Below are 26,002 nucleotides of genomic sequence, written 5' to 3'. Positions count from 1 at the left end.
AAACGGGCAAACTCAGCCTTGTACTGAAGCTTCAACGCATGCAGCCTGAATGCTACATTTGTGCCAAAATCATTCACCCCAAGTAGCGTTTTTGTATTCCACTCGGGTTTTCTTAATCTCAATGCGGCGCAATATCCAAATATTGCCAATCCGCACGTAAAATAGGGTGCTTTTTAAAGCCTTTTACCCATGGCCGAATCAGCCAATTGCGTACAGGAGATACGCCGACCGACCACACACTATCCGCCTCTAATTGTCTATTCATTTGGATATACAAAGGCTGGCGCGCGCTTCCTGTCGGTAGCGCAATTGCTTTTTCATACAATGCATCAAATGCTGCAGAGGCGTAACAGGCATGATTGCTCTGATGGGCATTCGGGCCATAGAGTAACTGGACAAAGTTCTCGCCTTCAGGAAAATCTGCACTCCAGCTACTCGGAGAGATCATAAGCTGGCACAACGTTGCGGCTTTCAAATTATCTGCAAAGTTGCTCACCGCAAAACTGGATTGAATACCAATGCTGTCCAGTCCACGCTTCCAAATCTCAGACTGAATCATCTTATCTGTGCCTGAAGCCACCGCAAATTTAAGGACAAGCGGCTTGCCATCTGGCAGCGTTCGATAACCATCCGTGCCACGTTTATAGCCGAAATGATCCAACAGTTTATTCGCAAGTTCTGGATCATAACCCACACTGCTGCGATAGGTCGGGTCAAACCCCTCAACCCCTTGTGGAATAATCATTTCAGATTTAACAGCCTGCCCCATGCGCATTTTTGAAACTTCTTGATCGACGCTATATGACATGATAATTGCACGCCTAAGCGCAATTTTCTCTAGGCTATTGCCACCAATGATGGGATCTTTATAGTTCAAAAACGTGTAAGTTAATGATGGCTCGACTTGTCGATATAAGTGGATATCTTGCTTAATAAACTCAGGTTTTAGTCTGTCACCACTCAGTACGGTAGGCGCAACCGTTTGTGGCAGCTTATCAAAATCAAGTTGTTTACTCTGAAATGCAAGCCATCGAGATTGCTCTTCTTCCAAAATATTGATTTCAACACGCCCAATTTGTGGCATTTTTTTGCCTTTCATGTCTCGGACGATTTGATCATCCTCCAAACTTCCTGACGACTTAAAATCCCAGACATAACCTCTAAAATTGGGGTTTGCGACCAAAATGACTTTGCTATGTGGCATATACTTTTGCAGCATATATGCCCCTGTTCCAACTGGATGACTTTGCGTCTGTCCATCGTAGGTTTCAATCACTTCTCGCGCAACAGCACCGAATGCACTATAGGCCAGAATGGATAGGAAGTTATAATCCGCTTGCTTCAACGTTACCCGCAAGGTGTAGGGATCAGGCGTCTGTAAACCAGCGACTTTAGCATCGTAATTGAAACGCCCCGTAGCATTCGCCTGTGCGACCAACTCATCCATACCGACAATCTTGCCACTCAAAAAATTGGCTGAAGGAGAATGATTTTTAGGGTCTAAAAAACGTTTTAGCGTATAGGCATAATCTTGCGCAGTCAGCTCACGCGGCTTTCCTTTAAACGCCGCATCTGGCGCAAAGTAAATACCCTTTTTAAGATGAAAAACATAGACTCTGCCCTCCTCTAGGATTTCGGGCATTGACTCAATCGTGTTTGGAATCAGCTTCGCGGGACGAGCCAAATAATCATAAGTCATCAAAGGTTCAATAATCCCATTGATCACCCAATTTGAATAAGCATTGGCTGTACGCACCGGATCAAAGCCATCGTCAGCTGCCTCAAATGCAACCCGAACGACTTTGGCAGGATCAGCAGGATTAGTGCCTGCAGAGGTCTTTTCAGAGATGAAAGGGATACTGAACACAATAGTCAGCAGCCACTTGCACAATAACAGGGCACCAGAACAACACCTACTCAGCACGTCATTGTGCATTTACATTCCCCTTCATACTACTTACACAATGCCATGAAATTCCACTGGAAAAACGCGTACAAGTCAAAACAGCAAATACGTACATGAACCATATGGTTCAGCGTACTTCAAAACAAAAATATTGGTTTATTTTAAATAAAATACAACAATATAAATCATTTGCTATTAGATGGTTAAAACAAAACGCATAAAGAAAAGGATGTTGACCTAATGCATATTCGACACTTTTTTAGAATACACCCTTTCACAGCGCTTGAATACACACCGCCCCATTCTGACCACAACCGCACAAAACCGCTCTTTTTTGGTGCCACACCGAGTGAACCAATCCGTCCACATTCCTCTTTCGCACTAAAAATGACTAGCCAGTTTAAACGCAAACACAAACAAGACCAAACAGTCCAACTATGCTATAAAAAACCCTTTCAAGACTCAACATAAACACATGTTTAATATTAATTTTCAACAAAGCTAATTAACAAAAATATAGCTCAATTCCTTTATCTAAATTTCATCTAAAAAGCATTATATAGATGCACCGCTTATCTGTTTATTCAAAAAAATGACTTGGCAGATTATTTAAATTTGGATATAAGCATTATTGGGGATTGTGAATAATTGGTTACAGTGTGTGGCATAGTTATTGCTGACTGTAACGATAACTTAGTAGAGGGGTTACATTGTAATGAAACTAAATATATTGGCTCATTCACTTCGTGTGATATTTACTGGCGGCATGACCGTTGGTATGGGCTTAATGGTTAATACTGCACACGCCGACGACAAAGTCGAACGTGTAGAAGTGACAGGATCGTCGATTAAAGGGATTGCAGCACAGAGTGCATCACCAATTACAGTAATCAAAACTGAAGCCTTAGCACGCGCAGGGATCACAACGGCTTCTGAAGCACTACAAACCATTTCTGCAAACCAAACGCAGTTTACGGCATCCAACAATGTCGGAGCCTCGAAAACTTCTGGCCCATCGGCTGACTTGCGTGGCTTGGGTGCTAACAAAACCTTGGTCTTGCTGAATGGTCGACGTGTTGCCAATAGCGCATTTGATGGCACATCTGTTGATTTGAGTATTATTCCAATTGCTGCTCTTGATCGTATTGAAGTTCTACGTGATGGCGCTTCTGCGATTTATGGAACTGATGCGATTGGCGGTGTTATTAACTTTATCACCAAGCGCTCTGTAACAGGGTTGACCGTAACTGCTGAGGGAAGTACACCTACTCATAGTGGTGGTGGTCAAGAAGGTCGTTTTAACATCACCGGTGGTTTTGGTGATCTAGACAAAGACGGCTTTAATCTTTTTGGTGTTGCGGATTACCACTCACAACAAAGTTTGCTGGCTAAAGACCGCAGCTTTACAGATCAAGGTGGTGTCCGCCCTGATCTAGGCATCAGTTCAACCAGTGGAAATACTTTTCCAGCTAATTTCTACGATCCTACCGCTGACTTAAGTGGCAATCCTTATGCTGCAACTGGGTGTAACCCACCTAATACGTTTGCTAAAGGTGCGATCTGTCGCTACAACACCCAAACTCAGATCGGAATCGTACCTAAAACTTATGAATTTTCTTTCTTAGGTAAAGGAACTCTTAAGCTTGATGACAACAATAAGTTAGGTTTTGAATACTTACATTCTGAAAGTAATATCCGAACAACTGTTGCACAAGACTTACTTGCAGGCGGCGGTTCTGATTATTTTGTTCCGAATACCAGCAAGTACTTTCCAGGAAATGGAATTACTCCTGCCGTTGCAGGCCTAAGTGGCGATCCAATATCAGTTAACTATCGTGGTATATCCACTGGCCCACGCATCAATGATACCGTCAGCAAACAAGATCGGGCATTGTTTACTGTTGACGGTACAGTGTTTGACTGGGATTATAAAGGCGGTGTTTCATATACAGAAAGCAATGCTGCGGACCGTTTACTTGCAGGCTACATCAATAATGATGCCGCACGAATTGCATTAGAGAATGGGACACTAAATCCATTTGGAGCTCAAGCCGCTGCAGATACCGGGGTCCCCAGCTCACTAACCATTGAAGGTCCTTATGAATATGCTCGGACTAAAGCAACGAGCGTAGATTTTACCATTAGCCGAGCAATTGCTGATCTTCCTGCAGGCCCACTAGGCTTTGCGTTGGGAACTTCATATCGCCATGAAGAAGCAAACTATAACGTTGATTATGACATCTCTACTATTGTAAATAGTACAGGCACCTCCGATGCTAAATCTGCAGCTGGTCGCCGAGATGTGAGTGCGATTTTCACTGAGTTCCAAATTCCAATTCTACCCACTTTAGAAGCTCAGCTTGCTGTCCGTTACGACAAGTATAGTGATGTGGGCGGAACTACGAACCCTAAAATCGCATTCCGGTGGGTTCCATTGAAAGAAATTCTATTCCGCGGGTCCTTCTCGACGGGTTTCCGTGCACCAAGTTTGTATGAGTTGAACGATCCGAACTCAAAAACATTTACAGCAAATCCGTATGATGATCCTGTCCTCTGCCCTGGCGGCAATGTAGCTGCAGGTGGTGTTTCTGCTCGTGACTGTGGACAACAGTTCTACAAGTTGCAAGGTGGAAATAAAGATCTACGTCCTGAAACTTCAAAATCATATACCTTTGGTACAGTGATTGAGCCTGTTAAAGACGTAACAGTATCAGCAGATTACTACAATATCACGATCAAAAATCAAATCAGCACCCTCTACGAGGGAGATATTTTTGCTGATCCAGTCAAATATGCCAGCGAATTTGTCCGTAATGCGGATGGTTCACTTGACTATATTTCAAATACCAATCTTAACCTCGGCGGTGTCAAAACTTCTGGTGTTGATCTTGGACTTAACTGGAGGATTCCGACCACTGATTTTGGAACATTTAATCTCAGTCTTGACGGTACTTATGTCAACACTTATAAGTATCAGTCTGAACAAGGTGGCGAATGGTTCCAAAACGCTGGTGTATATGCGAATGGACAACCGTACTTCCGCTGGCGCCATACTGCTGGTATAAACTGGAAACTGGCTGACTGGAGTGCGTTATTCCAACAAAGCTATGAATCTGGCTACAAAGATGACAATACTGCGGCGATCCCTGGATACGATGATCACAAAGTACCATCTTGGACACATTACAACTTGTCAGGTACATACTCTGGTATCAAAAACTTAACGCTGACAGCGGGTGTGAAAAACATCTTTAACACAAACCCACCAGCAACCAATACAACTGCGAACTTCCAAATCGGCTATGACCCACGTTATACCGATCCACTGGGTCGAGTGCTGTTCCTTCGTGCAACCTATAAATTCCTGTAATTTAGGAATTTAAAAGAAACACACTTAAGCTTACCGTGTTTAAAGATCGCCTAGCTTGTCTAGGCGATTTTCAATTTATAACACAAACGACATACAGCTTATATATGATATCAATGATATCAGGCATGCTTATTGCAATTTTAACCATATGGTTACTCTTAATTAGCATATGAGTTTGCCCACTTAATGAATTAACATTCGCATGGAGTTTTATTTACTATGGATATTGCCAGTAACTAACCATGTTGTCTCGGAGGTAAAGAAAGCATGAATTTCACGCAGGATGGAAAAAATCCATCCAAGAACTACGTTGGTATAGGCGTGGTGATTCTGCTGCACATCATCATTGTCTATGCACTCATCAACGGGCTCGCCCGTAAAGTGGTCGATGTGATTCAACCCCCGGTTGAAACACAGATCATCAAGGAAATCGTTCCTCCTCCTCCAGAGAAGAAACCTGAGCCTCCAAAGATGGTCAAAAAGTCGGTAACGCCACCACCACCGAAGGTGACTCCGCCGCCAACTTTTGTACCACCTGTAGAGGTTAAAGTAGCTACGCCTGCACCTGCAGCGATTCAAGTGTCACAGACACCGCCGCCGCCTGCTCCGCCTGCTCCACCACCTGCTGCGCCGAAGATCACTGCACCCTCTGCCAGTTCCATGAGTGGATGTTCTCAACCAGAATACCCTCGTGATTCACTGCAAAATGAAGAAGAGGGAACGACACGCTTGGCATTGGTCATCGGTCCTGATGGCAATGTGAAGAATTCAAAAGTCGATAGAAGTAGTGGTCATAGTCAATTGGATCGCGCTGCGCTTAAAGCGTTGAGTCTTTGCCATTTCAAACCTGGAACCAGCGACGGACAACCTGTCGAATCAACGCTGAAGATGGATTGGGTTTGGAAACTTAACGACTAATCTTTATTTTTATGATGATGTGAATCATCTCGTACTTTTTTTTAAATTCTTGGAGTAATTATGTTGAACAACACCACTAAACGCATGACATCATTGATGGCTGCCCTATTGATTTCCAGCTCCGCATTGGTCAGCCCTTTCGCCTTTGCTGAAGATGCATCGGCACCTGCTGCTGCAACTGCGCCCGCTGCTGCACCGTCTGATATTTCGTCAACCAGTGCACCACTACCACCACCAGAGCCAGCAACTAAAGAAACCGTCAGCAATCCTTACGGTTTGGATGCGTTATGGAAAGGCGGTGACTTTGTAGCACGCGGAACGTTGATCATTTTGGTGATCATGTCGATGGGCAGTTGGTACATCATCATTACCAAGTTGCTTGAACAAGCCAAACTCATGGGTCAATCTAAAGAAGCGAAGAAGTCTTTTTGGGAAGCATCTTCTGTTGAAGAAGGTATTCAAGGTTTAAAGCCTACCAGCGCATATCGCTATATCGCTCAAACAGGCGCCAATTCAACTCAGCATCATGATGGTGCATTGCTTGAACGTATCGACCTGAATACATGGATCTCTATGTCGATCCAACGTTCAGTGGATAAAGTTAAAAGTCGCTTAAGCGGTGGTTTGGCTTTCCTGGCTACTGTTGGTTCAACTGCACCGTTCGTAGGTCTGTTCGGGACTGTATGGGGTATCTACCATGCGTTGACTGCGATTGGTATTGCAGGTCAAGCCTCTATTGATAAAGTTGCCGGTCCAGTCGGTGAAGCTTTGATCATGACTGCAATTGGTCTGGCTGTTGCGGTTCCTGCGGTACTGGGCTACAACTGGTTAGTACGTCGCAATAAGAAAGCACTTGAAGAAATCGTCGAGTTCAGCGATGACTTACATTCCGTATTACTGAGTGGTGTGATGTCTGCCAGTGGTAATACCAGCAAAAAGGCTGACTAATTATGGGCATGAATGTTGGTTCTGAGGGCGATGATGAAGAGGTCATCGGCGTCATCAATACCACCCCACTCGTGGACGTGATGTTGGTGTTGCTGATCATCTTCTTGATCACAATTCCCGTCGTAACACATACGATTCAGGTCAAACTTCCAGAAGAGATTGACCATCCGTATAAGACCAAGCCAGAAAATGTCATTCTGGCCGTGAACAAGACTGGCGATGTCTTTTGGAATGAGCAGTATGTTGACTCTAACGAACTGTTGAAACGTTTAAAAGAAATCGCGGTTAAGACACCACAACCTGAAGTGCATATCCGTGGTGACCAGCAAACCAAGTATGAATCGATTGGTAAGGTTATCGTCACTACGCAACGTGCAGGCATAGCCAAGATTGCCTTCATTACTCAACCCCCTGCCCGCGGTTAGGTCAGGGTCAGTTTAAATTGAGGAGATCATTATGGGTATGAATGTCGGTTCTGGTAGCAGTCAAGAAGATGATGTAATGTTAGAAGTGAACATGACGCCGTTGATCGACGTCATGTTGGTGCTGATCATTATGCTGATCATCACGATTCCCATCCAAAATCATGCGATTAAGATGGACAATCCAATCGGCGATCCACCACCGCCATCAACACCACCGCTGGTCGTCAATGTGGATATTGATGCTGCGGGGACGATTCTTTGGAACGGTGCACAGATCACTAGTCGTGCTGATTTGGAAAGCAAACTACATAGCGTAGCGACCAAACCCGATCAGGATGAAGTACATCTGCGTCCCAACAAAGCAACAGAGTTTAAATCTGTTGCAATGATTATGGCTTCCGCCCAGCGTTTAGGGGTGACCAAAATCGGGATCGTCGGCAATGAACAGTATATGCCGTAAGACTTTCAGTTTACGATAGATCATTGCAAAGCAAGAAACGCCCTAGTGGCGTTTTTTGTTTTTCAAAATCCAACTAGCACGGCCAGAGGAAATATTGCGATGACTCTCGAAAGCTTCCCTGCACAGGGGATACAAACATCAAGACTGACGCTGCGCCATGCGAGTCCAATGCATGCCGCAGATTTGTTGGCGTTTTATCAAAATAATCAAGCTCATCTCAAGCCTTGGGATCCACTACGCAACGATGATTTCTATACCTTACAGAACATGCGTCATACGCTTGAAAAATACGAGCAACAAATCAAAGCAGGGCTATCCCTCAATCTGCTCATCTACACAATTGAAAGCCCAGAATTGATTGGTCACTGTAATTACAGCAATATTGTGCAGGGAGCCTTTCAAGCCTGTCATTTGGGCTATGCCATCAGTGCGGCATTTGAAGGAAAAGGATTGATGTACGAGGCATTAACTGCGGCCAATCACTATATTTTTGAGACTTATGGACTACACCGCATTATGGCGAATTACCGCCCGGAAAATCACCGCAGCGGTACCTTATTAAATCGTTTGGGCTTTGAAAAAGAAGGTCTGGCCAAATCCTATCTGAAGATCAATGGTACATGGGCCGACCATATTTTAACGTCAAAGATTAATCCTGCGCATCTATAACACGAGCATAACCAAAGTCTAAAGCAAAAAAAACCGCCAACAATGACGGTTTCTTTTGAAAGAAAAAGCTATAGTTTACGGTTTTACTTACGCTTCTTACGCGCTTCAACACATTCGGGCTTATCACAGAACACATAGAGATTCAGCGAATGGCCAGTGAGCTCAAATCCAAAACGCTCTGCGACCGCATGCTGTTCTGCTTCAATGATCGGGCTCGTAAACTCAACGACACGTCCACAATTTTGACACACGATATGATCATGATGATCGGCTTGAAGAATCTCAAATACTGAATAATTATTTTCAAACTGATGACGTTCGATAATACCGGCAGTTTCAAACTGGGTCAGCACACGATAGACTGTCGCAAGACCAACATCCTCACCCTGCTCTAACAATGTTTTATAGATATCTTCAGCACTCAAATGGTGTTCAGTTGAGCGCTCAAGCAGTTCGAGAATTTTGACTCGAGGTAAGGTGACTTTAAGTCCAGCTTTGCGTAAATCTTGATTGGTAATCGACATAACAGTTCCATCATGGGCAGCGTGATAAAGGCATGTTAATATGATCCAACTTGCGCAGTTCATACTGATGCTAGGCATTCAATGCCGTGTATTGTTAAGCAAATTTTCTGCTTTTGACTTCAGTCCAAAGCGTAAAACGATATAGAAGTATGTAGCGCATAGTCCGATGTGTTAACTATTTGCTACCAAAAACTTAGTGTTAGTTTAGCTCATAACGGTAAACAACATCTAGAATACTCGTAACAATCTTGGTAACAAACCGTCTCTAGGCGCTCTGCCGTAGACAATACCAGCAATCATATAGCCAAAAGATGGGGCAAGTGTATCAAAATGCAAAAATTCATGCTGACTCGCATCACTGTGGGTATTCTCGCAGTTTCCTTACTCAGCTTATCGCAAAGCGCGTGTTCGATATTCGGCGTCTATAAAATTGACATTCCGCAAGGTTCTCCGCTGACTCAAGCACAAATTGCCCAAGTCAAAGTTGGCATGACCACTCAACAAGTGCGTTACTTGCTCGGAACACCAACCATCACGGATACCTTAAATCCGAATCGCTGGGATTATGTGTATACCTACATCCCGGGCACGCTTGCACGTAATGCAGGACTAAAACCCGCCAGTGGCGAGCATCTGGTTATTATATTTGATGATAGCGGCAAGGTCGTCAGCATTGATGGTGCAAATACTTTCCCGGTAACACAGCCCGGCTTACCTGGCAGTAAAGATCCACTCTTGAATGCGCAGCCGTTATAGCCCTGTCAAAAAAAAGCCCAACAATCGATGTTGGGCTTTTTTTTGACTAAGGTCTCAGTTTAAGTCTTCCTACGGGGTACGCACGAGCACGAGCGCGACGTACCGCCATCGGGCTTAAAATTAAAGGCTGATAGAGCTCCAATCGATCCCCATTTCGCATAACATAATGCTCAGGATCAGTAATTTTATGACTAAAAATACCCATCGCAGGTAAGGTCTTGTTCTCTGGAAAAACATTGCACTGCCGAAATAACGCCGCGGCAGTCGTACCCGCAACCACCTGAAGTGCGCGCACTTCAGGCTTGCCCTCTTGATTCACCCAAGCCAAGGTGACTTGGATCACAGGAGTATCTTCAGATTGCTCCATTAGATGAGTCACACATATTGTCCAATTAAACCTACGATAGCCAATACAACAGCTAAAGGAACAAGAATACGGATCTGTACACGCCAAACATTATAAAGCGCTTCATTATTAAAATTTAAAGCTTTGCGCAGATGGCTACTCTTCATTTTCCAGCCACTGAAAATCGCATAAATCGCGGTAATCAAAATCGTAACCACGATTGCAGCAGTCAATAAATAGTCTTGAATCGGCAAAACCCAAACGGCCAAACTGACCAGAATCAAAATGCTGGTGACCATCGGATTAAAATCACGTGCCATCAATTGCTGACGTGCAAAAGAAAGCAATATTCCTGCACCGATCAATGTCGCTAAAGCATATAGCGTAACTGCAAGACCAACATGAGTTGTAGCAGTATTAGCACCCTGAGTCGTCGTCAGCCCCAATGCGAAGATGAAGCCCGCAATAACTTGAGTCAACCAGATCGGTAAAACGGCGCGACGTGGCGTATCGCCTTGACCCTTCGTCTGCTGGGTTAGTGCAGATGCCCAATAGAGCCCCAAACCCAGCCCTGTTGATGCCAAAGCCAGAACAACAACACTGGACCATTCAACCCAAGTGAATGCAGTCCACTGCCATGCAGAGAGTGACACGCCTTGAGTCAAATCAACACCCACAACTCCAAGTAAGAGTGCGACACCAAAAATAGGTAGTCCTTTAGGAATATAAGACAATACCAAAGCGACAATCAAAATAATAAATGGCAACAGTTTCAAAATATTAGCAGGTAAAAGCTGTTGGTTCGGATAAACAGCGACTGCATTGTTGACCAGAGTCCCCACTTGAGCGGCCAAACTCCCCGCAAGCAAGAGTACGCCAAGAATCGCGAGCCAGCCGACGATACGCCATCTTGGACTCACATCGGCATCACGAGTCAGTGCAGGTAAAGCTTGCAGGGGAAGCGCTTTAGTGCGCTTTGCCAGCGCCGACTCCAGCAAGAGTACAGGCAATGCAAGAACCACCATGCTGACGAGCCACACCAACCAAAAATCAAGCTGGTGGATGCCCGCAAGTGGCTCAAGTCGACCCGCTAGGAGAACCATCATCAAAAAGGCAAGCAGCACGCCCTGCCATCGATTTAGAAAAATCATGTTTCATCTCTTTGTATTGATATTCAATGTAAATGCAGACTCATCACAAGGCATTGCCAGATCATGCTTCTTGATGCAAAAAACTCCCCATGCCAAGGGGAGTTTATTTTATAGGGTCATCAGCCACAAAAACCAATGGGAGATGACTTGCTTTGCAATCGATCAAAGATCATGCGCTTACTTGGCCATGAGCTTAATCAGATTTGCATAATCATCATCAGTACAGGTGTTACATAGTCCACGTGCAGGCATGTTTTTATAGCCTTCTTTGGTATGTTTGACCAAAGCAGGGATGCCTGCTTTCAGACGTGCGGACCAAGCGGCAGTATCTCCCGCCTTAGGGGCACCTAAAACACCCGCTCCATGGCATGTCGCACATGATTGCTTATAGAGTTCATTGGTATCTGCTGCATGAGCACGACTCGTCCAAGCCGACGACACACCAATGACTAAAAAGATAAGTACGGCCAGCGCCATTACTTTTAAATCTATGACTTTTTGAACCACCACTGTTTCAATACTAACGGCATTGTTACGCATAATTGATGCTCCATTCGCCACATCATGACACGAAAATCATCATTATCGCTAGTGAACGTGTAAATTTTACCCTCTCTGATGACGCTGATTTCGCGCAGATTGTGCGTTAAAACCATTATATCGTTATATCTATCGAAACTTAATAGCGGTTTATGCACTGATTCGTTTTATAATGCATCTGAATTCGCCGGACTCAAGTCACCATGCCCACCACACCAGAAAACCAGAAGCCCTCAACAGAAAACAGTGCAACCGTATTGCCTACGGATGACGCAACTGCTGTTGATCCTAAACCACTGATGCAGTGGCTACGTCGTGCTGAGTTTATGACAAGTGCACCCAAGCTGTCTTTATGCCCACCCGATACTGGCTTTGAGATTGCTTTCGCAGGTCGATCAAATGCTGGCAAGTCAAGTGCGATCAATGCCATTACGGCTCAGCGCCAACTGGCTCGCGCATCCAAGACACCGGGTCGTACGCAGATGATCAATTTCTTCACGCTGCAAAATACTGATCAACGTTTAGTCGATTTACCCGGTTATGGTTATGCAGCAGTCCCTGAAGCCATGAAGCTGGTTTGGCAAAAAGAACTCGAGAAATACCTCATTCAACGTAAAAGTCTTGCAGGACTCGTTTTACTGATGGATATTCGTCATCCACTCAAGCATTTTGATCAGATGATGCTGCAATGGGCAAAATCACGTAATCTCTTTGTACACGTTCTTCTGACGAAAGCAGACAAACTGAATCGCGGTCCTGCCAATACCGTCTTGCTGGATGTAAAAAAACAGCTCAATGCCGATGGACTTGATTTTTCAATCCAGCTCTTCTCAGCGATGCGTCGTCAAGGTCTAGAAGATCTGGCTATCGTTATGGCTGATCGTCTGCATTTTGGCAGAATGCCGGAAGTGTCGCCTGAAGACGTGACCGTAGAGACTGTGGCTGACCACAAGCCGAATATGATGAAAGACTATCGCCTTGATGAAATGTAAGTTCACATCACAAAAAAAAGCGTCATCATTTCACGCTTTTTTTATTTTGGATGAGGCTTATAAAGTAGTCCCTTCTCATTGAGAAGCTAGTGAAACAAATTATTGATTTAACTACTTTTGCTCAGTCTCGCGCAACCGCATCAAACCCTCTTGATTTGTACTGACAACTAACTGCCCATTCTGCCACATCCGGCCAAAATTCAATCCACGCGCATTGGAAGTCACCGTCGCTTCCATATCATAAAGCAACCAGTCATCCGCACGCGCAGGGCGATGGAAATGCATCGAGTGATCGATACTGGCGGCTTGTAGACTTGGGGTCATAAAGCTGACGCCATGTGGCATGAGTCCCGCACCCATCAACGAGAAATCGGATGAGAACGCAATGATGGATTGATGCAAACTTGGATCATCAGGGAGTCGTGTCGGCACACGCATCCAATGGGCACGGCTTGGTACTTCAGGTACAGGTGCAAAAGGATTGGTTGGATTAATCGGGCGAAGCTCGACTTGCCGCTCACGCATCAGATTAGCACGGACTTTTTCTGGTAAGAACGGTGCAATGAGCTTTTTCAATTCCTGCTCAGTTTTCAGTGATTCAGGCTCAGGCACGACTGGCATATCGATCTGAAAATTCAGACCCTCTTCAATCGGTGCGAAAGACACCAGCATGGTGAAGATCAGCTTGCCATATTGAATGGCTCGAACCTGACGACTGACGAAACTGCGTCCATCACGCAGTCGATCGACCTGATATACGATCGGGGCAGCAATATCGCCCGCATTCAAGAAATAGGCATGCAACGAATGCGCTGGACGTCCATCAGTCGTCAGACTGGCAGCACGTAGCGCCTGCCCCAGTACCTGTCCACCAAAAACACGGTTACCGACAAAGTTACGGCTCTGCCCTCTAAACAAATCTTCCTCAAGTTTCTCAAGGGTTAAGACATCAATGAGTTCTTGGGTCAGTTCTCGTTTTGAATCTTGCGCTTTTGTTGTCATGGCACTGTCCTACGGATATTCTTAATCAATATGAATCCATCATAAAACAAAAATTCTTGAATACACTGAACTGATTAGTCAATTTTTTGATCCAAACGGCCATATCCATTCAAGATGCAATGCCGTTTATAGCCATTTTACTTTTTTGAGTTTGCGATAAAGTAAGTAAGATGCCAAGACCATAATCGCAACCCAGATATAATACCCATAATACCAATGTAGCTCAGGCATATTGCTAAAGTTCATGCCATAGTAACTGGTCATTAGGGTCGGCACCGCCAAAATACCCGCCCATGAAGCCAGTCGTTTCACAATCTCATTCTGGCCAACACCCACCAACGCCAAATGGGTATCCATTGCCAAGCGAAGCACCTCACTCTGCCCCTCTATCGCATCCAAAGTGCCTAAAACATGATCTTGAATATCGCGGAAGTATGGTATCGCGCTGGAGGGGAAATAGTTTTTTAAGTCTTCATTATCGTGATAGAGGAAGTAGCCACAAATTTCACGCAGAGGAATCACCGCCAGACGTAACTTGATCAGCTCAGACTTCAGGTCGTAGAGATAGCGCAGCGTGCCTTTATTGAATTGTTCAGAAAAAATCTCTCCTTCCAACTCATGGAGTTGCTTACCCAGTTTTTGCGTGATAGGGAGAAAATTATCAACAATGAAATCCAAAATACCGTGCATAACATAGCCCGGACCCATGGCTTTCATTTTTTGAGGATGCTTCTCACAATGCGCCCGAACCGTGGTGTAACTGACGGATGCCCCCTGACGCACAGTAATCAAAAACCGCTCGCCTAAAAATAAGGAAGTCGAACCAAAGACAATCTCACGATCAACCAGTTGTGCGGTACGCACAATCACAAATAAAGAGTCTTCATAGCTTTCAATCTTGGCACGATGATGACCACGTGCGGCATCTTCAACTGCCAGCTCATGCAAGCCAAACTCATGCTGTACCTCATCCAGCACCTCAGCAGGAGGTTCAAACAAGCCAATCCAGACAAAAATATCGGGGTCTGCTGCCATCACCTCACTGACATCACTCAGAGCCAAATAGCCAACGCGTAGTCCCGTTGTTCGGCTATAGGCAAAACAATTCACAACCCCTGGGCTTTGTGGACGTCCTGAACAATGTTGGGTTAAGAGCGCCGATTGCGCCAATGCAACTTCTGAAACCACGTTGTCATTTGTCGCTGTTAATCCACTGGTCTGCATAATGACTAAATCCCAAAACCCTAAATGACTGTAAAAGACTTTAAATAAAAAACTATAGTATTGTGCATGACTCATCCTGCACTCATATTACACAAAATCAGTATGAACGCCTATGTTGACGCTGTTTGCCATTACGTCAGCTCCAACTAACAGATACGATCATCCTGACACGATGATTTGGTGTTTTATGCCCATCAGCACAAAACACCAAGCAGTTTTAAGTCTGTCGCTATAGAAAATCAACGTAAATCCAACTTGAAATCAGGCACAGCTTGGCTGAGTTGTGGCATGATACGGCGATATAATTTCAAGCTTAATACAAAGGGATTTCTGTCCTATGTCGAATAAATTTCAATCCAATATCAGTAATTGGTATCGTCGTTTGTCGGGAAAATTACTCGATACGGTTGCAACACCACATTTACTCGGAGATATTCCAAAAGGGCTGCAATCCCTGCCCGCCAAGCTAGAGCCTCTCGTAATCACTCCGCAAACAGAATCTGGTGAGAGTACGCCTCCGGCGGTCATTGGACATGAGCGGGCAATCTGCTATGTGTTCTTTGAACACTCCATGAGCAATGCGTTACTGGTTGACGGTGAGGCGCGACGTCAGAATTTACCAGCCCCGCTTAATCCAATGGTCAGCCACCGTTTAAACGAAGAAACGGCTATTCTGTATATTAAAAATACCGACGAAGGCAACCCGTTTCGGACACCCACTGATGTTCAGCCACCTCGTTTGCTGCGTTTGATGGATGCTGTTGCACAGTTCCCAGATCTGGATGTAGAGCTGGTGCCAATCACCATTCTATGGGGACGTGCTCCAGACAAAGAAGATTCTTTGTTTAAACTACTGTTTGCAGACTCATGGGCAACACCCAGCCTGCTGAAGCAATCAGCGAATATCATCGTTCATGGTCGTCAGGCTTTTGTTCAGTTTCATGACCCACTGCCCTTGCGCTCGCTGGTTGCAGATATCCGCAAACAAGGTCCTAGTGACGCCAATGAAATTGCCAAACGGATCATGCAACAACTGCGTGACTACTTGACCCGCCAGCGCGAAATTGTACTTGGCCCCGATCTTTCCGATCGCCGCAATATGGTCGATGACCTGATGAGTACTCAAAGTATTCAAGAGGCGATTCAACGTGAAATGACCCGCAGCAATAAGACCTCCATTGAAGTTCATCACGAAGCACATGGCTATCTGGATGAAATCGCTTCCGATTACTCCTACTCTGCTGTTCGTTTTCTTGAACGCAGCCTGACCTGGCTCTGGACACAGTTGTACGACGGGGTTGAAGTCCACCACTTTCAAAGTGTACGCAATATTGCCGATGAATATGAGCTGATCTATACACCATCGCATCGCAGTCATATTGACTATTTACTGCTGTCCTATGTCATTTATAAACGCGGCATGATGATCCCGTACATTGCGGCAGGGGACAATCTCAATATCCCAGGCGTAGGCCCATTGCTACGTCGTGGTGGCGCATTCTTTATTCGTAGAACATTTAAGGGAAATCCTCTTTATGTCTCTGTTTTTAAAGAATACCTTCATAGCATTTTAACCCGCAACAACCCAATTGAATACTTTATCGAAGGCGGACGCTCACGTACAGGACGTTTACTTCCACCGAAGACCGGTATGCTCGCTATGACCATTCATAGTCATATGCGCGGTGCAGGTAAACCCATTGCCTTTATTCCAACTTATATTGGCTATGAGCGCCTTATGGAAGGGGCTACTTATGTGGGTGAAATGTCAGGTAAGCCAAAAGAATCAGAATCCGTCTGGGGCTTGCTGCAAGCAGCCAGAAAAATTGAACGTATTTTTGGTAAAGTACACGTCAGCTTTGGTGAGCCCGTCTTTTTGGATCAAGTGCTAAAAGCCCATAATGCCGATAACATACAATTGCTGAGCAATGATGATCCCATGCCCCGTGAAGCTAAATTGGCAGTGGATACCGTTGCCGAAAACATCATGCAGAACATCAACCGCGCAGCGGTATTGAATCCTGTATCGCTGTTATCGGTAGTGCTACTTGCAACGCCTAAACATGCACTGGATGAAGAAGTCTGTATCAAGCAATTGGACACCTATCGTTCGCTTGCCGAAGCGGTCCCGTATGATGAGCGGATTGAAATCACCACCTTCTCAGGACGCGATATCATTGCCTATGGCCTAAAATTAAAACTCATCAAACGCGTCAAGCATTTGCTGGGCGATATGATTGCCATCGAAGACGGTCAAGGCGTGCTTCTGACCTACTTCCGCAACAACATCTTGCACCTTTTTATCTTACCGTCTCTGATCGCTTCTTTGGTACAGCACAATGGCCGAATCAGCCGAGAAGAAATTGGCAGCGTGATTCAAACCCTGTACCCCTTCCTGCAGGCCGAACTGTTCTTAAAGTGGCGTAAGGAAATGCTGGATGAGGTGATTGATCAACAGCTGGCCGCTCTGATCGCTGCTGAACTGGTGCTCGATGATGGCTCAAATACCGTTTATAGCCCGCCACCCAATAGCGAAGCATACAATCAGCTTGGCGTGCTGGCTGCTCCAGTACAACAAAGCTTAGAGCGCTATTTCATGACCTTAACGCTGCTTAGCCAACAAGGTTCAGGACGTATCACCGCCAAGCAAGTCGAAGACCTCAGCCATTTGTTGGGTCAGCGCCTCTCCGTACTCTATGAATTCAATTCACCAGAGTTTTTTGACAAGGCCTTGTTCCGTAGTTTTGTTGCCGCGCTATCCGAGCTGAAATATGTGACAATTGATGATCAGGGGCTCATTCATTTTGACCATCGTCTCATCAATATGGCCGAAGACTCACGCTTAGTGCTGAATGCCGATACCTTGAATGCCTTACAACATATGACCAATGTCAGTGAAGAAGAAATTCAATCAGCCATTGCAGCGCTTGCTAAGAAGAAAGAACGTAAACCTAAAGCCAAATAGGCTTTGGGCTCGCAGAAAACAGGAGTGACGCATGGCCACCGAATTCACCGATTTTTTGCATGAAGTTTTTGCACAATTTGGGGTGATTCGGATTCGCCGCATGTTCGGTGGCTATGGTGTCTATTACCACGATTTGATGTTTGGATTGGTGGCGGATGAGATTCTTTATCTCAAAGCGGATGCCGCAAGTCGCCAAACGTTTGAAAAGCTTGGACTACCGCCATTTAAATTTGATCGCGAGGGTAAAGCCATTCAAATGTCTTACTACCAAGCACCAGATGAAATTTTTGAAGATTTTGAACAAGCCGCACAGTGGGCAAGACTTGCTTATGCCGCGGCAACCAGAGCGCAAAAGCCCAAAAAGTAGACGAATCACCCTTTAAATTTAGTGGCTGCACGCTCACCCTTAATCGCTATGGGAGTGTACTGTCATGTTAATCCTAGCCATCATTATTGTCATTATTGCGGTTGTACTGCTCTTTGCGGCGACCAAACCGGACACCTTCCAACTGCATCGCTCCATCCGCATCAGCGCCCCACCGGAACGCATCTTCCCACTCATTAATGATTTCCACCAATGGCAGTCTTGGTCGCCTTGGGAAAACATTGATCCAACCATGATCCGTACTTTTGAAGGAACCCCAGAAGGCTTAGGCACGATCTATAGCTGGGCAGGTCAAGGCAAAGTGGGCTCAGGTCGGATGGAAATCACGCTTTCCAACCCTTTTGATCAAATCATTATTCAGCTCGACTTCTTAAAGCCCTTTGAAGCGCATAATATCGCTGAATTCAGTATCGTCAACCTAGGCGACTCAACCGAAGTAACGTGGGAAATGCGCGGACCAAGTCCTTTTATCGCTAAAGTGATGGGACTATTCTTCAACATGGATCGCGTGGTGGGCAAAGACTTTGAAACGGGTCTCGCCAATATCAAAGCCATCGTTGAAAAAACTTCGTAACAATCCCGTACTACGACCTTAATTTGGCTAAGGTTTTTTTAAACCTAAATTTCATGGATTTTAAACGCAGAAAACCTCTAGTCTGACTTTAGACTAGAGGTTTTCAATAAAGCTGCGGAACCTAACGATCAGGATTTATAATTGATCGTAAAGATGACTTTATTATTCGTCAGCACCTTCGCCAACACGACGACGGAATTTCTGACCAGCGCGGAAAGTCACTACACGACGTGCAGAAATTGGAATCTCTTCGCCAGTCTTTGGATTACGACCTGGACGTTGGCGTTTATTACGCAATTCAAAGTTACCAAAACCTGATAACTTAACCACTTCACCTGAAATTAAGGATTTAGAAATTTCAGCAAAAAAGAGTTCAACCAATTGCTTGGCTTCACGTCGATTGATGCCTGTCTTTTCACTTAAATTATCTGCCATTTCGGCTTTAGTTAGTGCAGTCATGATGCCCTCAAAGTTGCGCCATAGGTATGAGACAGCGCCTCAACCACACGCTGCATCCCATCTTTAATTTCCGTATCTTCTAGAGTGCGCTCTGGGTGTTGCCACAATAAAGCAAATGCAAGCGAACGCAATCCAACATCAACACCTTGCCCTGTATATTCATCAAACAACCAGACTTTGGTCATCGAGTCTCCAGCCACAGCAGCAATCGTTGTTTGAATCTGGCTGACCTGAATACTATCACTAATTAAAACAGCAATATCACGCCTAACTGAAGGAAAACGTGATAATTCTGTAAACTTGGACACTTGCGGCGCTGTCAAAGGAGCAATATCTAGCTCCGCAACCCACGTTACGCCTAAATCTAAGCTATCTTCTAACGATGGATGCAAACGTCCAAGATATCCAATAGTTACACCATGCTGGATAATTTCCGCACTTTGCCCTGGGTGGAGCCATGGACGTGTCGATTTGGTGAAATTAACGCCGATTCTTCCAGAAAGCAAGACCTGTGAAACATCTGCTTTAAAATCATAAAAATCCATCTTCGGTTTGGCTTCGGTCCATTGCTCTGGAACCCGCCCACCTGTGGCAATTAGCGCAAGCGTTGGAATCTGCTGCAATTCACTGATCTCTTGTGCCGCATTGGGTACAAAGCGTAAGCCAGTCTCAAAGAAACGGACGCGGTTTTGCTGGCGATTAAGATTGTATTGCACACAAGGGATGAGACTCGACAGTAAAGTCGTACGCATGACACCCAATTCGCTAGACATGGGATTGGCTAGACGCAGTGGATTAACCTCTGGGTTTAAAGTGCGCTCAAGCTTTTCATCGACAAAACTAAAGCTCACCGCCTCTTGATAGCCCAAAGTCACCAAGGTCTGACGCAGGGCTTGCGTGCTTAGGCGATCTTCGGTTGGAATCAAGGTCATCGGCTGGACAGGAAACTTCACTGGGATATTGTCATAACCATAAATCCGCGCTACTTCTTCACTCAGATCTGGGGCAATACTCATGTCAAAACGATGTGATGGCGGAGTTGCGTTCCAGCCGTTCTCATTACCCGTAACATGCAAGCCTAAGCTCAGCAGTGTATGCAGGACAAAATCAGCGGTGACTTCAAAACCGAGTAAACGCTGTACTTGTCCCAAGGTGAAATAAATCGGTGCACGCTTCGGCAATGCCGCTACCTGCTCAACAACAGTCACCGGACCCGCATGGCCACCGGCAAGTTGTAAAATCAGAGTCGTAGCCCGCTCAATCGCAGGCAAGGGCAACTCAAAATCCACGCCGCGCTCATAACGATGTGATGCATCGGTATGCAAACCATAACGACGTGCACGGCCAGCCAAAGCCAACGGCTCAAAGAAAGCGCTTTCAAGGAAAATATCGGTTGTCGCATCAGTCACACTAGAGCGCAGCCCTCCCATGACCCCGGCCATGGCAACGGCACCTGACTCATCACAAATCAGTAAGGTATCGTTATCAAGCGTCACTTCTTGATCATTGAGTAGCGTCAGCTTCTCACCTGCTTCAGACACACGAACAGAAATTCCCCCTTGAAGGGTATTCGCATCAAACGCATGCAGCGGTTGACCCAATTCAAGCAGGACATAATTGGTGATATCGACCAGTACACTATGGGTACGCACACCTGAACGTACTAAGGCATCTGCCATCCACGTCGGTGTTTTGGCTTGTGTGTTGATGCCCGTGATTACGCGACCCGCATAACGAGGACAGCCATGACGCTGTACATCATCCGCGATCTGGATCGAAAGCTTACGATCTGAAGTCACGGGGGCAATGGCGATAACAGGCTCATTCACGGCCAGACTGTTAATGACACCCAGTTCGCGTGCAATGCCTTTCACACTCAAGCAATCGCCACGATTTGGCGTAATGCCAAGTTCCAGAATTCGATCATCGAGTTTGAGGTACTCACGGATGTCCACGCCAATCGGTGCATCACTTGGTAGCAGCATTAAGCCATCAACACCATCATCCAAACCAATTTCAGTTGCACCACACAGCATGCCTTGTGAATCAACACCGCGCAGCTTGCTCGGTTTGATTTTAAAATCTTTTGGCAATACGGCACCGATCAGCGCCACTGCAACTTTCAAACCGACTGCCACATTGGGTGCACCACATACGATCTGCAAGGGTTCACCATTATTGACATTCGCGCCAGCATTGACCGTCGTTACACGCAAACGGTCGGCATCAGGATGCTGCACGACCGTCAACACTTCACCCACGACCACGCCATGGAAAAATGGCGCGACAGGTTCATTGCTGTCAATTTCAAGACCCGCCATCGTCAATTGATGGGCAAGCGCTTCGCTATCTACGGCAGGGTTAACCCAACTGCGCAACCAACTTTCACTGATTTTCATGCTTGCACCTCAACGGACTGGACTGTGGATGGTTCTGGCTCAGTAGAAACAGTTGGTGCTGCAAATTGTCGCAAGAAACGCACATCATTTTGATAAAACATCCGTAAATCATTGACTTGATAACGCAACATGGCAAAACGCTCAATGCCCATGCCAAATGCAAAGCCGGTATATTTCTCAGGATCGATGTTGCAGCTCTTCAGTACATTCGGATGTACCATGCCACAGCCCAACACCTCAAGCCAGCGACCATGCTCATTCATGATGTCCACTTCAGCACTGGGTTCAGTGAAGGGGAAATAAGACGGGCGGAATCTAATCGTCAGTTCACGCTCGAAAAACACATTCAAGAATTGCACGATTAGACCTTTCAACTCGGCAAAGCTGGTGTGCTCTGTCACAACCAGACCTTCGATCTGATGGAACATCGGTGAGTGGGTTTGGTCAGAGTCGCAGCGATAGACACGACCTGGGCAGATAATCCGAATTGGTGGCTGCTGCGCCTCCATCGTACGAATCTGAACCGAACTGGTGTGCGTCCGCAGCAAATGGTGCGCATCAAAATAAAACGTATCGTGCATCGCGCGTGCGGGATGGTGACTCGGGATATTTAGAGCTTCAAAATTATGATAGTCGTCTTCGACTTCAGCACCCGACTCAACAGTAAAGCCTGCTTTGACAAAGAACTGACACATCCGCTCCATGACCTGCGTCACGGGATGAATACTGCCCGGCTGCTGACCACGCCCCTCTTGGGTAATGTCGATGGTTTCACTAGCAAGCTTGGCATCCAAGGCCGCTTTTTGTAGCAAGGCTTGACGCTGATTCAGGGCATCGTTGATGCTCTCACGGATCGTATGCAGTACCGCACCTTGCACTTTACGCGCTTCAGGGTCCAGTTTTCCTAAACCTTTGGACACTTCAGCAAGTTGGCTTTTTTTACCGGTAAACTGAACACGGACTTGTTCTAAACTCGCCAGATCATGGGCGGCTGCTATGGCAGTAAGCGCATTAGCAGTTAAGTCTTCTAATGGCACTGCGATAGGCGAGGCATTAGAAACAGCGGAATCTTGTGACATATCATTTCTCGTCATTACTGCTGATCACAGCATTTTGTAAGCGCATGGTGAACCACTAAAAACGGGCTACGAATTCTAACTTAAAATCATCATTTGCGGAGGTTTATCCCCTCAAGAACCCACAAAAACGACAACAAAAAAGCCACCCTGTTGAGGTGGCTTCTTGTTTTAACGCAACTTAACATGAATTAAGCAGCGAGCGCACCTTTTGCTTTTTCAGCAATGGCGCTAAATGCAGTCGCATCATGCATCGCGATATCAGCCAATACACGGCGGTCGATAATCACTTCTGCTTTTTTCAGGCCATTGATCAAACGGCTGTATGACAGACCATTCAAACGTGCACCTGCGTTGATACGTGCAATCCACAATGCGCGGAAGGTACGTTTCTTTTGACGACGGTCACGATATGCGTATTGACCGGCTTTCATCACAGCCTGTACGGCTACTTTATATACGCGTGAACGCGCACCGTAGTAACCTTTTGCACGGGCTAGAACTTTTTTATGACGGCGATGAGCCGTTACACCACGTTTAACACGAGCCATTTAATATCTCCTTAAAGGTATGGGCACATACGGCGAACAGCTGCAACGTCACTGACGTGAACCATTACACAACCGCGTAGTTGACGAATACGCTTCGGAGACTTTTTGGTCAGAATGTGGCGTTTGTATGCTTGCTTACGCTTGAAACCATTCGCGGTTTTTTTGAAGCGCTTTGCAGCTCCGCGTTTAGTTTTGAGTTTGATTTTACTCATATCAGCCTCTTTTTTGGAACCCGTTTAGTTACAAGACGCCCAACTGCGTCATGACCTGCGGGTAAGGGAGGCAGGATTATACGGGAAGTGTTGGAGGATTGGAAGTCAATTCACTTGATTTGATAAAGCTAGAATGTTAAAAATCACATTTATTCAAGTACGTTGGGGTTAAACCCTTGCCTATTAAATGGTCTGACCTGCACTTCAAACCAAATGATGAAACAATACAACAAATTGTCTCATCTTGGGCTTGGCTTTTACCTGAGTCTTTTACGCCGATTCTGTTTTCTATCATAGGCGACATGTTTTTCCAAAGTGATTCAACCAAAATACTTTGGTTGAATACAGGAACAGGTGAAATTAAACCTGTTGCCAACTCCGTCGATCATTTTAGCGAATTGTTAAACTCTGAAATTGCAGATGAATGGCTAATGCCATACTTGGTAGAGCAATTGCATCAGGCTGGAAAAATTCCAACTGCGGATCAATGTTATACCTACGTCACGTTGCCAGTTTTTGCCGAAGGGAAGTATACCGTTGACAACCTTAATGCCGTGCCTGCCCGCGAACACTTTGCAATCACCGGCCATATACTTCAGCAAATTCAAGAACTAAAAGACGGATCTCAAGTGCAGATTGTTATAACAGACTAAAAAACAAGAATAATTTTGTTATCGATGACTTAAACGCCTAAATAAATTATTTCGTTACTTTCAGCAAATCACTTAAAGAGACTGACTTGGGAACGCAGTAACCGTATTTTGTTAACTTTCCTAAATCTGTCTGCCATGAAAAGCCTAAAGCTAGAAAATACAATCCGCAGATAATAATGAAAAAATTAAAATATCCTTGATACCGACCACCAAAATCTAGCAGCCACTCTATTCGATTTAATTGTAAAACACCGTAGACCTGTAAAAATATTGCCAATCCTATGGTTAATACATCAATTTTATAAAAGCACAAAGAAAGAAAATAGCCAGCGCAGGCTACATCAAGCAAGCACACGAAAAGGAAGCTGTAAACCAATCGCATAGCACCAATACTCTCTTAATTTATACTAACGAAGAAGTCCTACCTTTCGATAAACTCTCCCCCCCCCCTCCCACCGAAGACCACCCTCTTCATAGCATCTTACTATTGTGGGACATCTGCCAGATAGCCATCTTTAAATAGAGAAAGGGGCGCCAAAAACATTGCGATTTCTTCACTACTTCCCTACTCCTTTATACATTCTTTTTTTATACGCATGACCTTTGAAAAGGTAGTAAACCCAGCAAAAACTCTTTACCATATAGTTCAGTTACATTTTGTAACAAATTTGTGACCCAATATACATTTTCAAAGCCCTCCGAACCTCAACGCTTTTCAATCAAGGATAGATTCATGATAAACCGTGCTCTTTTGAGCTTTCTTTTGGTTTGTGCTTCGCCCTGTGTTTTTGCAGAAACAATCACTCCTGAAAGCACGAACCCCCCAGTGGTTTCCAGTACACCTTCAAATAACGATGCATTTAAAAATGCTGGGCTGAGTCTCAAAGCAGGAACCAGCGGCTTGGGATTTGACCTTACTTACTCGTTTGATCCACGCTTCAAGATTCGTACAGGTTTTGGGTACTTGAGTTACGATCGTAATATCAATAAATCCGACATGACTCAACGCGGCAAACTTCAAATGAGTAACTTTGATCTACTGGCAGACTACCATCCATGGTCGGGTGGTTTTCGTATCTCAGGCGGTCTTGAGACATTAAATGTGAAGTTTAAAGGTCATGCTGAAAAAACAGAAAATGGATTCATCACCCTGAACGGTCAACAGTACTCTTCCCTTCAGGTTGGGTCTGCAGATGCAGATGTCCGGTGGAATGGTGCAAAACCTTATCTAGGTCTTGGTTATGATGGATTCAACTCAAGTCAAAACTCTGGTTTTTACTTTTCGTCAGATTTCGGCGTGGTCTTCTCTGGATCACCTGACGTCAATTTAACGACGACCTGCCTTGCAACTATGCCTAAAGTCTGCCAGATGATCGATAGAGATACTCAAGCTCAAGAAACCAAACTTAAAAATGATTTACATTCTATTAAGTGGCTTCCAGTTCTTCAGGTGGGTATTGGATATCGTTTTTGATTGAAACTCATATCTACCGATCA

General features: G+C 45.2%; 24 protein-coding genes and 1 pseudogene. 13 read left to right on the top strand and 12 right to left on the bottom strand.

The genetic code is table 11. The features are described 5' to 3' along the window. Positions 1–118: 118 nt before the first annotated feature. Entirely contained in the window at positions 119–1,936 is a 1,818-nt protein-coding gene (locus HYN46_RS02760; RefSeq protein ID WP_114898003.1) for an ABC transporter substrate-binding protein, read from the bottom strand. 685 nt (positions 1,937–2,621) lie between these two features. Between HYN46_RS02760 and HYN46_RS02755 the strand changes: the two genes are divergently transcribed. From HYN46_RS02755 to HYN46_RS02730, 6 genes are all read left to right on the top strand, one after another. Then, positions 2,622–5,276, top strand: a complete 2,655-nt coding sequence (locus HYN46_RS02755) for a TonB-dependent receptor (RefSeq protein ID WP_210009317.1) — start codon at positions 2,622–2,624, stop codon at positions 5,274–5,276. 267 nt (positions 5,277–5,543) lie between these two features. Further along, on the top strand, positions 5,544–6,194 hold the full coding sequence (locus tag HYN46_RS02750) for an energy transducer TonB (protein ID WP_114898002.1): 651 nt from the start codon (positions 5,544–5,546) through the stop codon (positions 6,192–6,194). Between the two features lie 60 nt (positions 6,195–6,254). Beyond that, positions 6,255–7,142: a MotA/TolQ/ExbB proton channel family protein gene (locus tag HYN46_RS02745; protein ID WP_114898001.1), complete on the top strand. Its 888-nt coding sequence runs from the start codon at positions 6,255–6,257 to the stop codon at positions 7,140–7,142. Positions 7,143–7,144: 2 nt separating this feature from the next. Continuing rightward, entirely contained in the window at positions 7,145–7,567 is a 423-nt protein-coding gene (locus HYN46_RS02740; protein WP_114898000.1) for an ExbD/TolR family protein, read from the top strand. Between the two features lie 31 nt (positions 7,568–7,598). Further along, positions 7,599–8,027 (top strand): ExbD/TolR family protein, encoded by a 429-nt coding sequence (locus HYN46_RS02735; protein ID WP_210009315.1) that lies wholly within the window; start codon positions 7,599–7,601, stop codon positions 8,025–8,027. Between the two features lie 99 nt (positions 8,028–8,126). Then, positions 8,127–8,696, top strand: coding sequence for a GNAT family N-acetyltransferase (locus tag HYN46_RS02730; RefSeq protein WP_114897999.1), 570 nt, complete (start codon positions 8,127–8,129; stop codon positions 8,694–8,696). A gap of 83 nt (positions 8,697–8,779) precedes the next feature. Here HYN46_RS02730 and fur read toward each other — a convergent pair whose 3' ends face one another. Beyond that, positions 8,780–9,220: a ferric iron uptake transcriptional regulator gene (fur, locus tag HYN46_RS02725; RefSeq protein WP_114897998.1), complete on the bottom strand. Its 441-nt coding sequence runs from the start codon at positions 9,218–9,220 to the stop codon at positions 8,780–8,782. A 330-nt stretch (positions 9,221–9,550) separates the two neighbouring features. Between fur and HYN46_RS02720 the strand changes: the two genes are divergently transcribed. Further along, the gene (locus HYN46_RS02720) at positions 9,551–9,976 is read left to right on the top strand and encodes an outer membrane protein assembly factor BamE (RefSeq protein ID WP_114897997.1); all 426 of its coding nucleotides are present in this window, start codon (positions 9,551–9,553) and stop codon (positions 9,974–9,976) included. A gap of 46 nt (positions 9,977–10,022) precedes the next feature. On the opposite strand, the gene HYN46_RS02715 is transcribed toward HYN46_RS02720, so the two are convergent. From HYN46_RS02715 to HYN46_RS02705, 3 genes are all read right to left on the bottom strand, one after another. Beyond that, positions 10,023–10,355, bottom strand: a complete 333-nt coding sequence (locus HYN46_RS02715; protein WP_162818071.1) for an RnfH family protein — start codon at positions 10,353–10,355, stop codon at positions 10,023–10,025. Next, entirely contained in the window at positions 10,352–11,473 is a 1,122-nt protein-coding gene (locus HYN46_RS02710) for a hypothetical protein (protein WP_114897995.1), read from the bottom strand. The genes HYN46_RS02715 and HYN46_RS02710 overlap by 4 nt, the downstream gene beginning before the upstream one ends. Positions 11,474–11,650: 177 nt before the next feature. After that, on the bottom strand, positions 11,651–12,013 hold the full coding sequence (locus HYN46_RS02705; RefSeq protein WP_114897994.1) for a c-type cytochrome: 363 nt from the start codon (positions 12,011–12,013) through the stop codon (positions 11,651–11,653). A 203-nt stretch (positions 12,014–12,216) separates the two neighbouring features. Here HYN46_RS02705 and yihA point away from each other — a divergent pair, with 203 nt between their 5' ends. Beyond that, positions 12,217–13,005 carry a ribosome biogenesis GTP-binding protein YihA/YsxC gene (gene yihA, locus HYN46_RS02700; protein ID WP_114897993.1) on the top strand — a complete coding sequence of 263 codons (789 nt, stop codon included), beginning with the start codon at positions 12,217–12,219 and terminating at the stop codon, positions 13,003–13,005. A gap of 111 nt (positions 13,006–13,116) precedes the next feature. Here yihA and HYN46_RS02695 read toward each other — a convergent pair whose 3' ends face one another. After that, positions 13,117–14,007, bottom strand: coding sequence for an acyl-CoA thioesterase (locus HYN46_RS02695; RefSeq protein WP_114897992.1), 891 nt, complete (start codon positions 14,005–14,007; stop codon positions 13,117–13,119). A gap of 126 nt (positions 14,008–14,133) precedes the next feature. Then, entirely contained in the window at positions 14,134–15,306 is a 1,173-nt protein-coding gene (locus HYN46_RS02690) for a magnesium and cobalt transport protein CorA (protein ID WP_114897991.1), read from the bottom strand. Between the two features lie 262 nt (positions 15,307–15,568). Between HYN46_RS02690 and plsB the strand changes: the two genes are divergently transcribed. From plsB to HYN46_RS02675, 3 genes are all read left to right on the top strand, one after another. Continuing rightward, positions 15,569–18,196 (top strand): glycerol-3-phosphate 1-O-acyltransferase PlsB, encoded by a 2,628-nt coding sequence (gene plsB / locus HYN46_RS02685; RefSeq protein WP_114897990.1) that lies wholly within the window; start codon positions 15,569–15,571, stop codon positions 18,194–18,196. 31 nt (positions 18,197–18,227) lie between these two features. Further along, positions 18,228–18,563, top strand: coding sequence for a TfoX/Sxy family protein (locus HYN46_RS02680; protein WP_114897989.1), 336 nt, complete (start codon positions 18,228–18,230; stop codon positions 18,561–18,563). Positions 18,564–18,627: 64 nt separating this feature from the next. Continuing rightward, entirely contained in the window at positions 18,628–19,155 is a 528-nt protein-coding gene (locus tag HYN46_RS02675) for an SRPBCC family protein (RefSeq protein WP_114897988.1), read from the top strand. 162 nt (positions 19,156–19,317) lie between these two features. On the opposite strand, the gene HYN46_RS02670 is transcribed toward HYN46_RS02675, so the two are convergent. The 5 genes and pseudogenes from HYN46_RS02670 to rpmI form a co-directional block, all read right to left on the bottom strand. After that, a complete protein-coding gene (locus tag HYN46_RS02670) occupies positions 19,318–19,614 on the bottom strand; it encodes an integration host factor subunit alpha (RefSeq protein WP_114897987.1) in 297 nt (98 codons plus the stop codon). Beyond that, positions 19,611–22,013 carry a phenylalanine--tRNA ligase subunit beta gene (gene pheT / locus HYN46_RS02665; protein WP_114897986.1) on the bottom strand — a complete coding sequence of 801 codons (2,403 nt, stop codon included), beginning with the start codon at positions 22,011–22,013 and terminating at the stop codon, positions 19,611–19,613. Before pheT ends, HYN46_RS02670 begins: the two co-directional genes overlap by 4 nt. Positions 22,014–22,072: 59 nt before the next feature. Further along, positions 22,073–23,050, bottom strand: a pseudogene (gene pheS / locus HYN46_RS02660) (phenylalanine--tRNA ligase subunit alpha); the annotation flags it as partial. Positions 23,051–23,280: 230 nt separating this feature from the next. Beyond that, positions 23,281–23,640, bottom strand: coding sequence for a 50S ribosomal protein L20 (gene rplT / locus HYN46_RS02655; RefSeq protein WP_114897985.1), 360 nt, complete (start codon positions 23,638–23,640; stop codon positions 23,281–23,283). Positions 23,641–23,651: 11 nt separating this feature from the next. Then, a complete protein-coding gene (rpmI, locus tag HYN46_RS02650) occupies positions 23,652–23,852 on the bottom strand; it encodes a 50S ribosomal protein L35 (RefSeq protein WP_114897984.1) in 201 nt (66 codons plus the stop codon). A 176-nt stretch (positions 23,853–24,028) separates the two neighbouring features. Here rpmI and HYN46_RS02645 point away from each other — a divergent pair, with 176 nt between their 5' ends. Together HYN46_RS02645 and HYN46_RS02635 are read left to right on the top strand one after the other, a co-directional pair. Continuing rightward, positions 24,029–24,505, top strand: coding sequence for a T6SS immunity protein Tdi1 domain-containing protein (locus HYN46_RS02645; RefSeq protein WP_114897983.1), 477 nt, complete (start codon positions 24,029–24,031; stop codon positions 24,503–24,505). A gap of 733 nt (positions 24,506–25,238) precedes the next feature. Then, positions 25,239–25,979 carry a hypothetical protein gene (locus HYN46_RS02635; RefSeq protein WP_114897981.1) on the top strand — a complete coding sequence of 247 codons (741 nt, stop codon included), beginning with the start codon at positions 25,239–25,241 and terminating at the stop codon, positions 25,977–25,979. Positions 25,980–26,002 lie beyond the last annotated feature (23 nt).

The sequence above is a fragment of the Aquirhabdus parva genome (genome assembly GCF_003351745.1).
Classification (GTDB): Bacteria; Pseudomonadota; Gammaproteobacteria; order Pseudomonadales; family Moraxellaceae; genus Aquirhabdus; species Aquirhabdus parva.
This window is presented reverse-complemented; position numbering and strand designations above follow the sequence as displayed.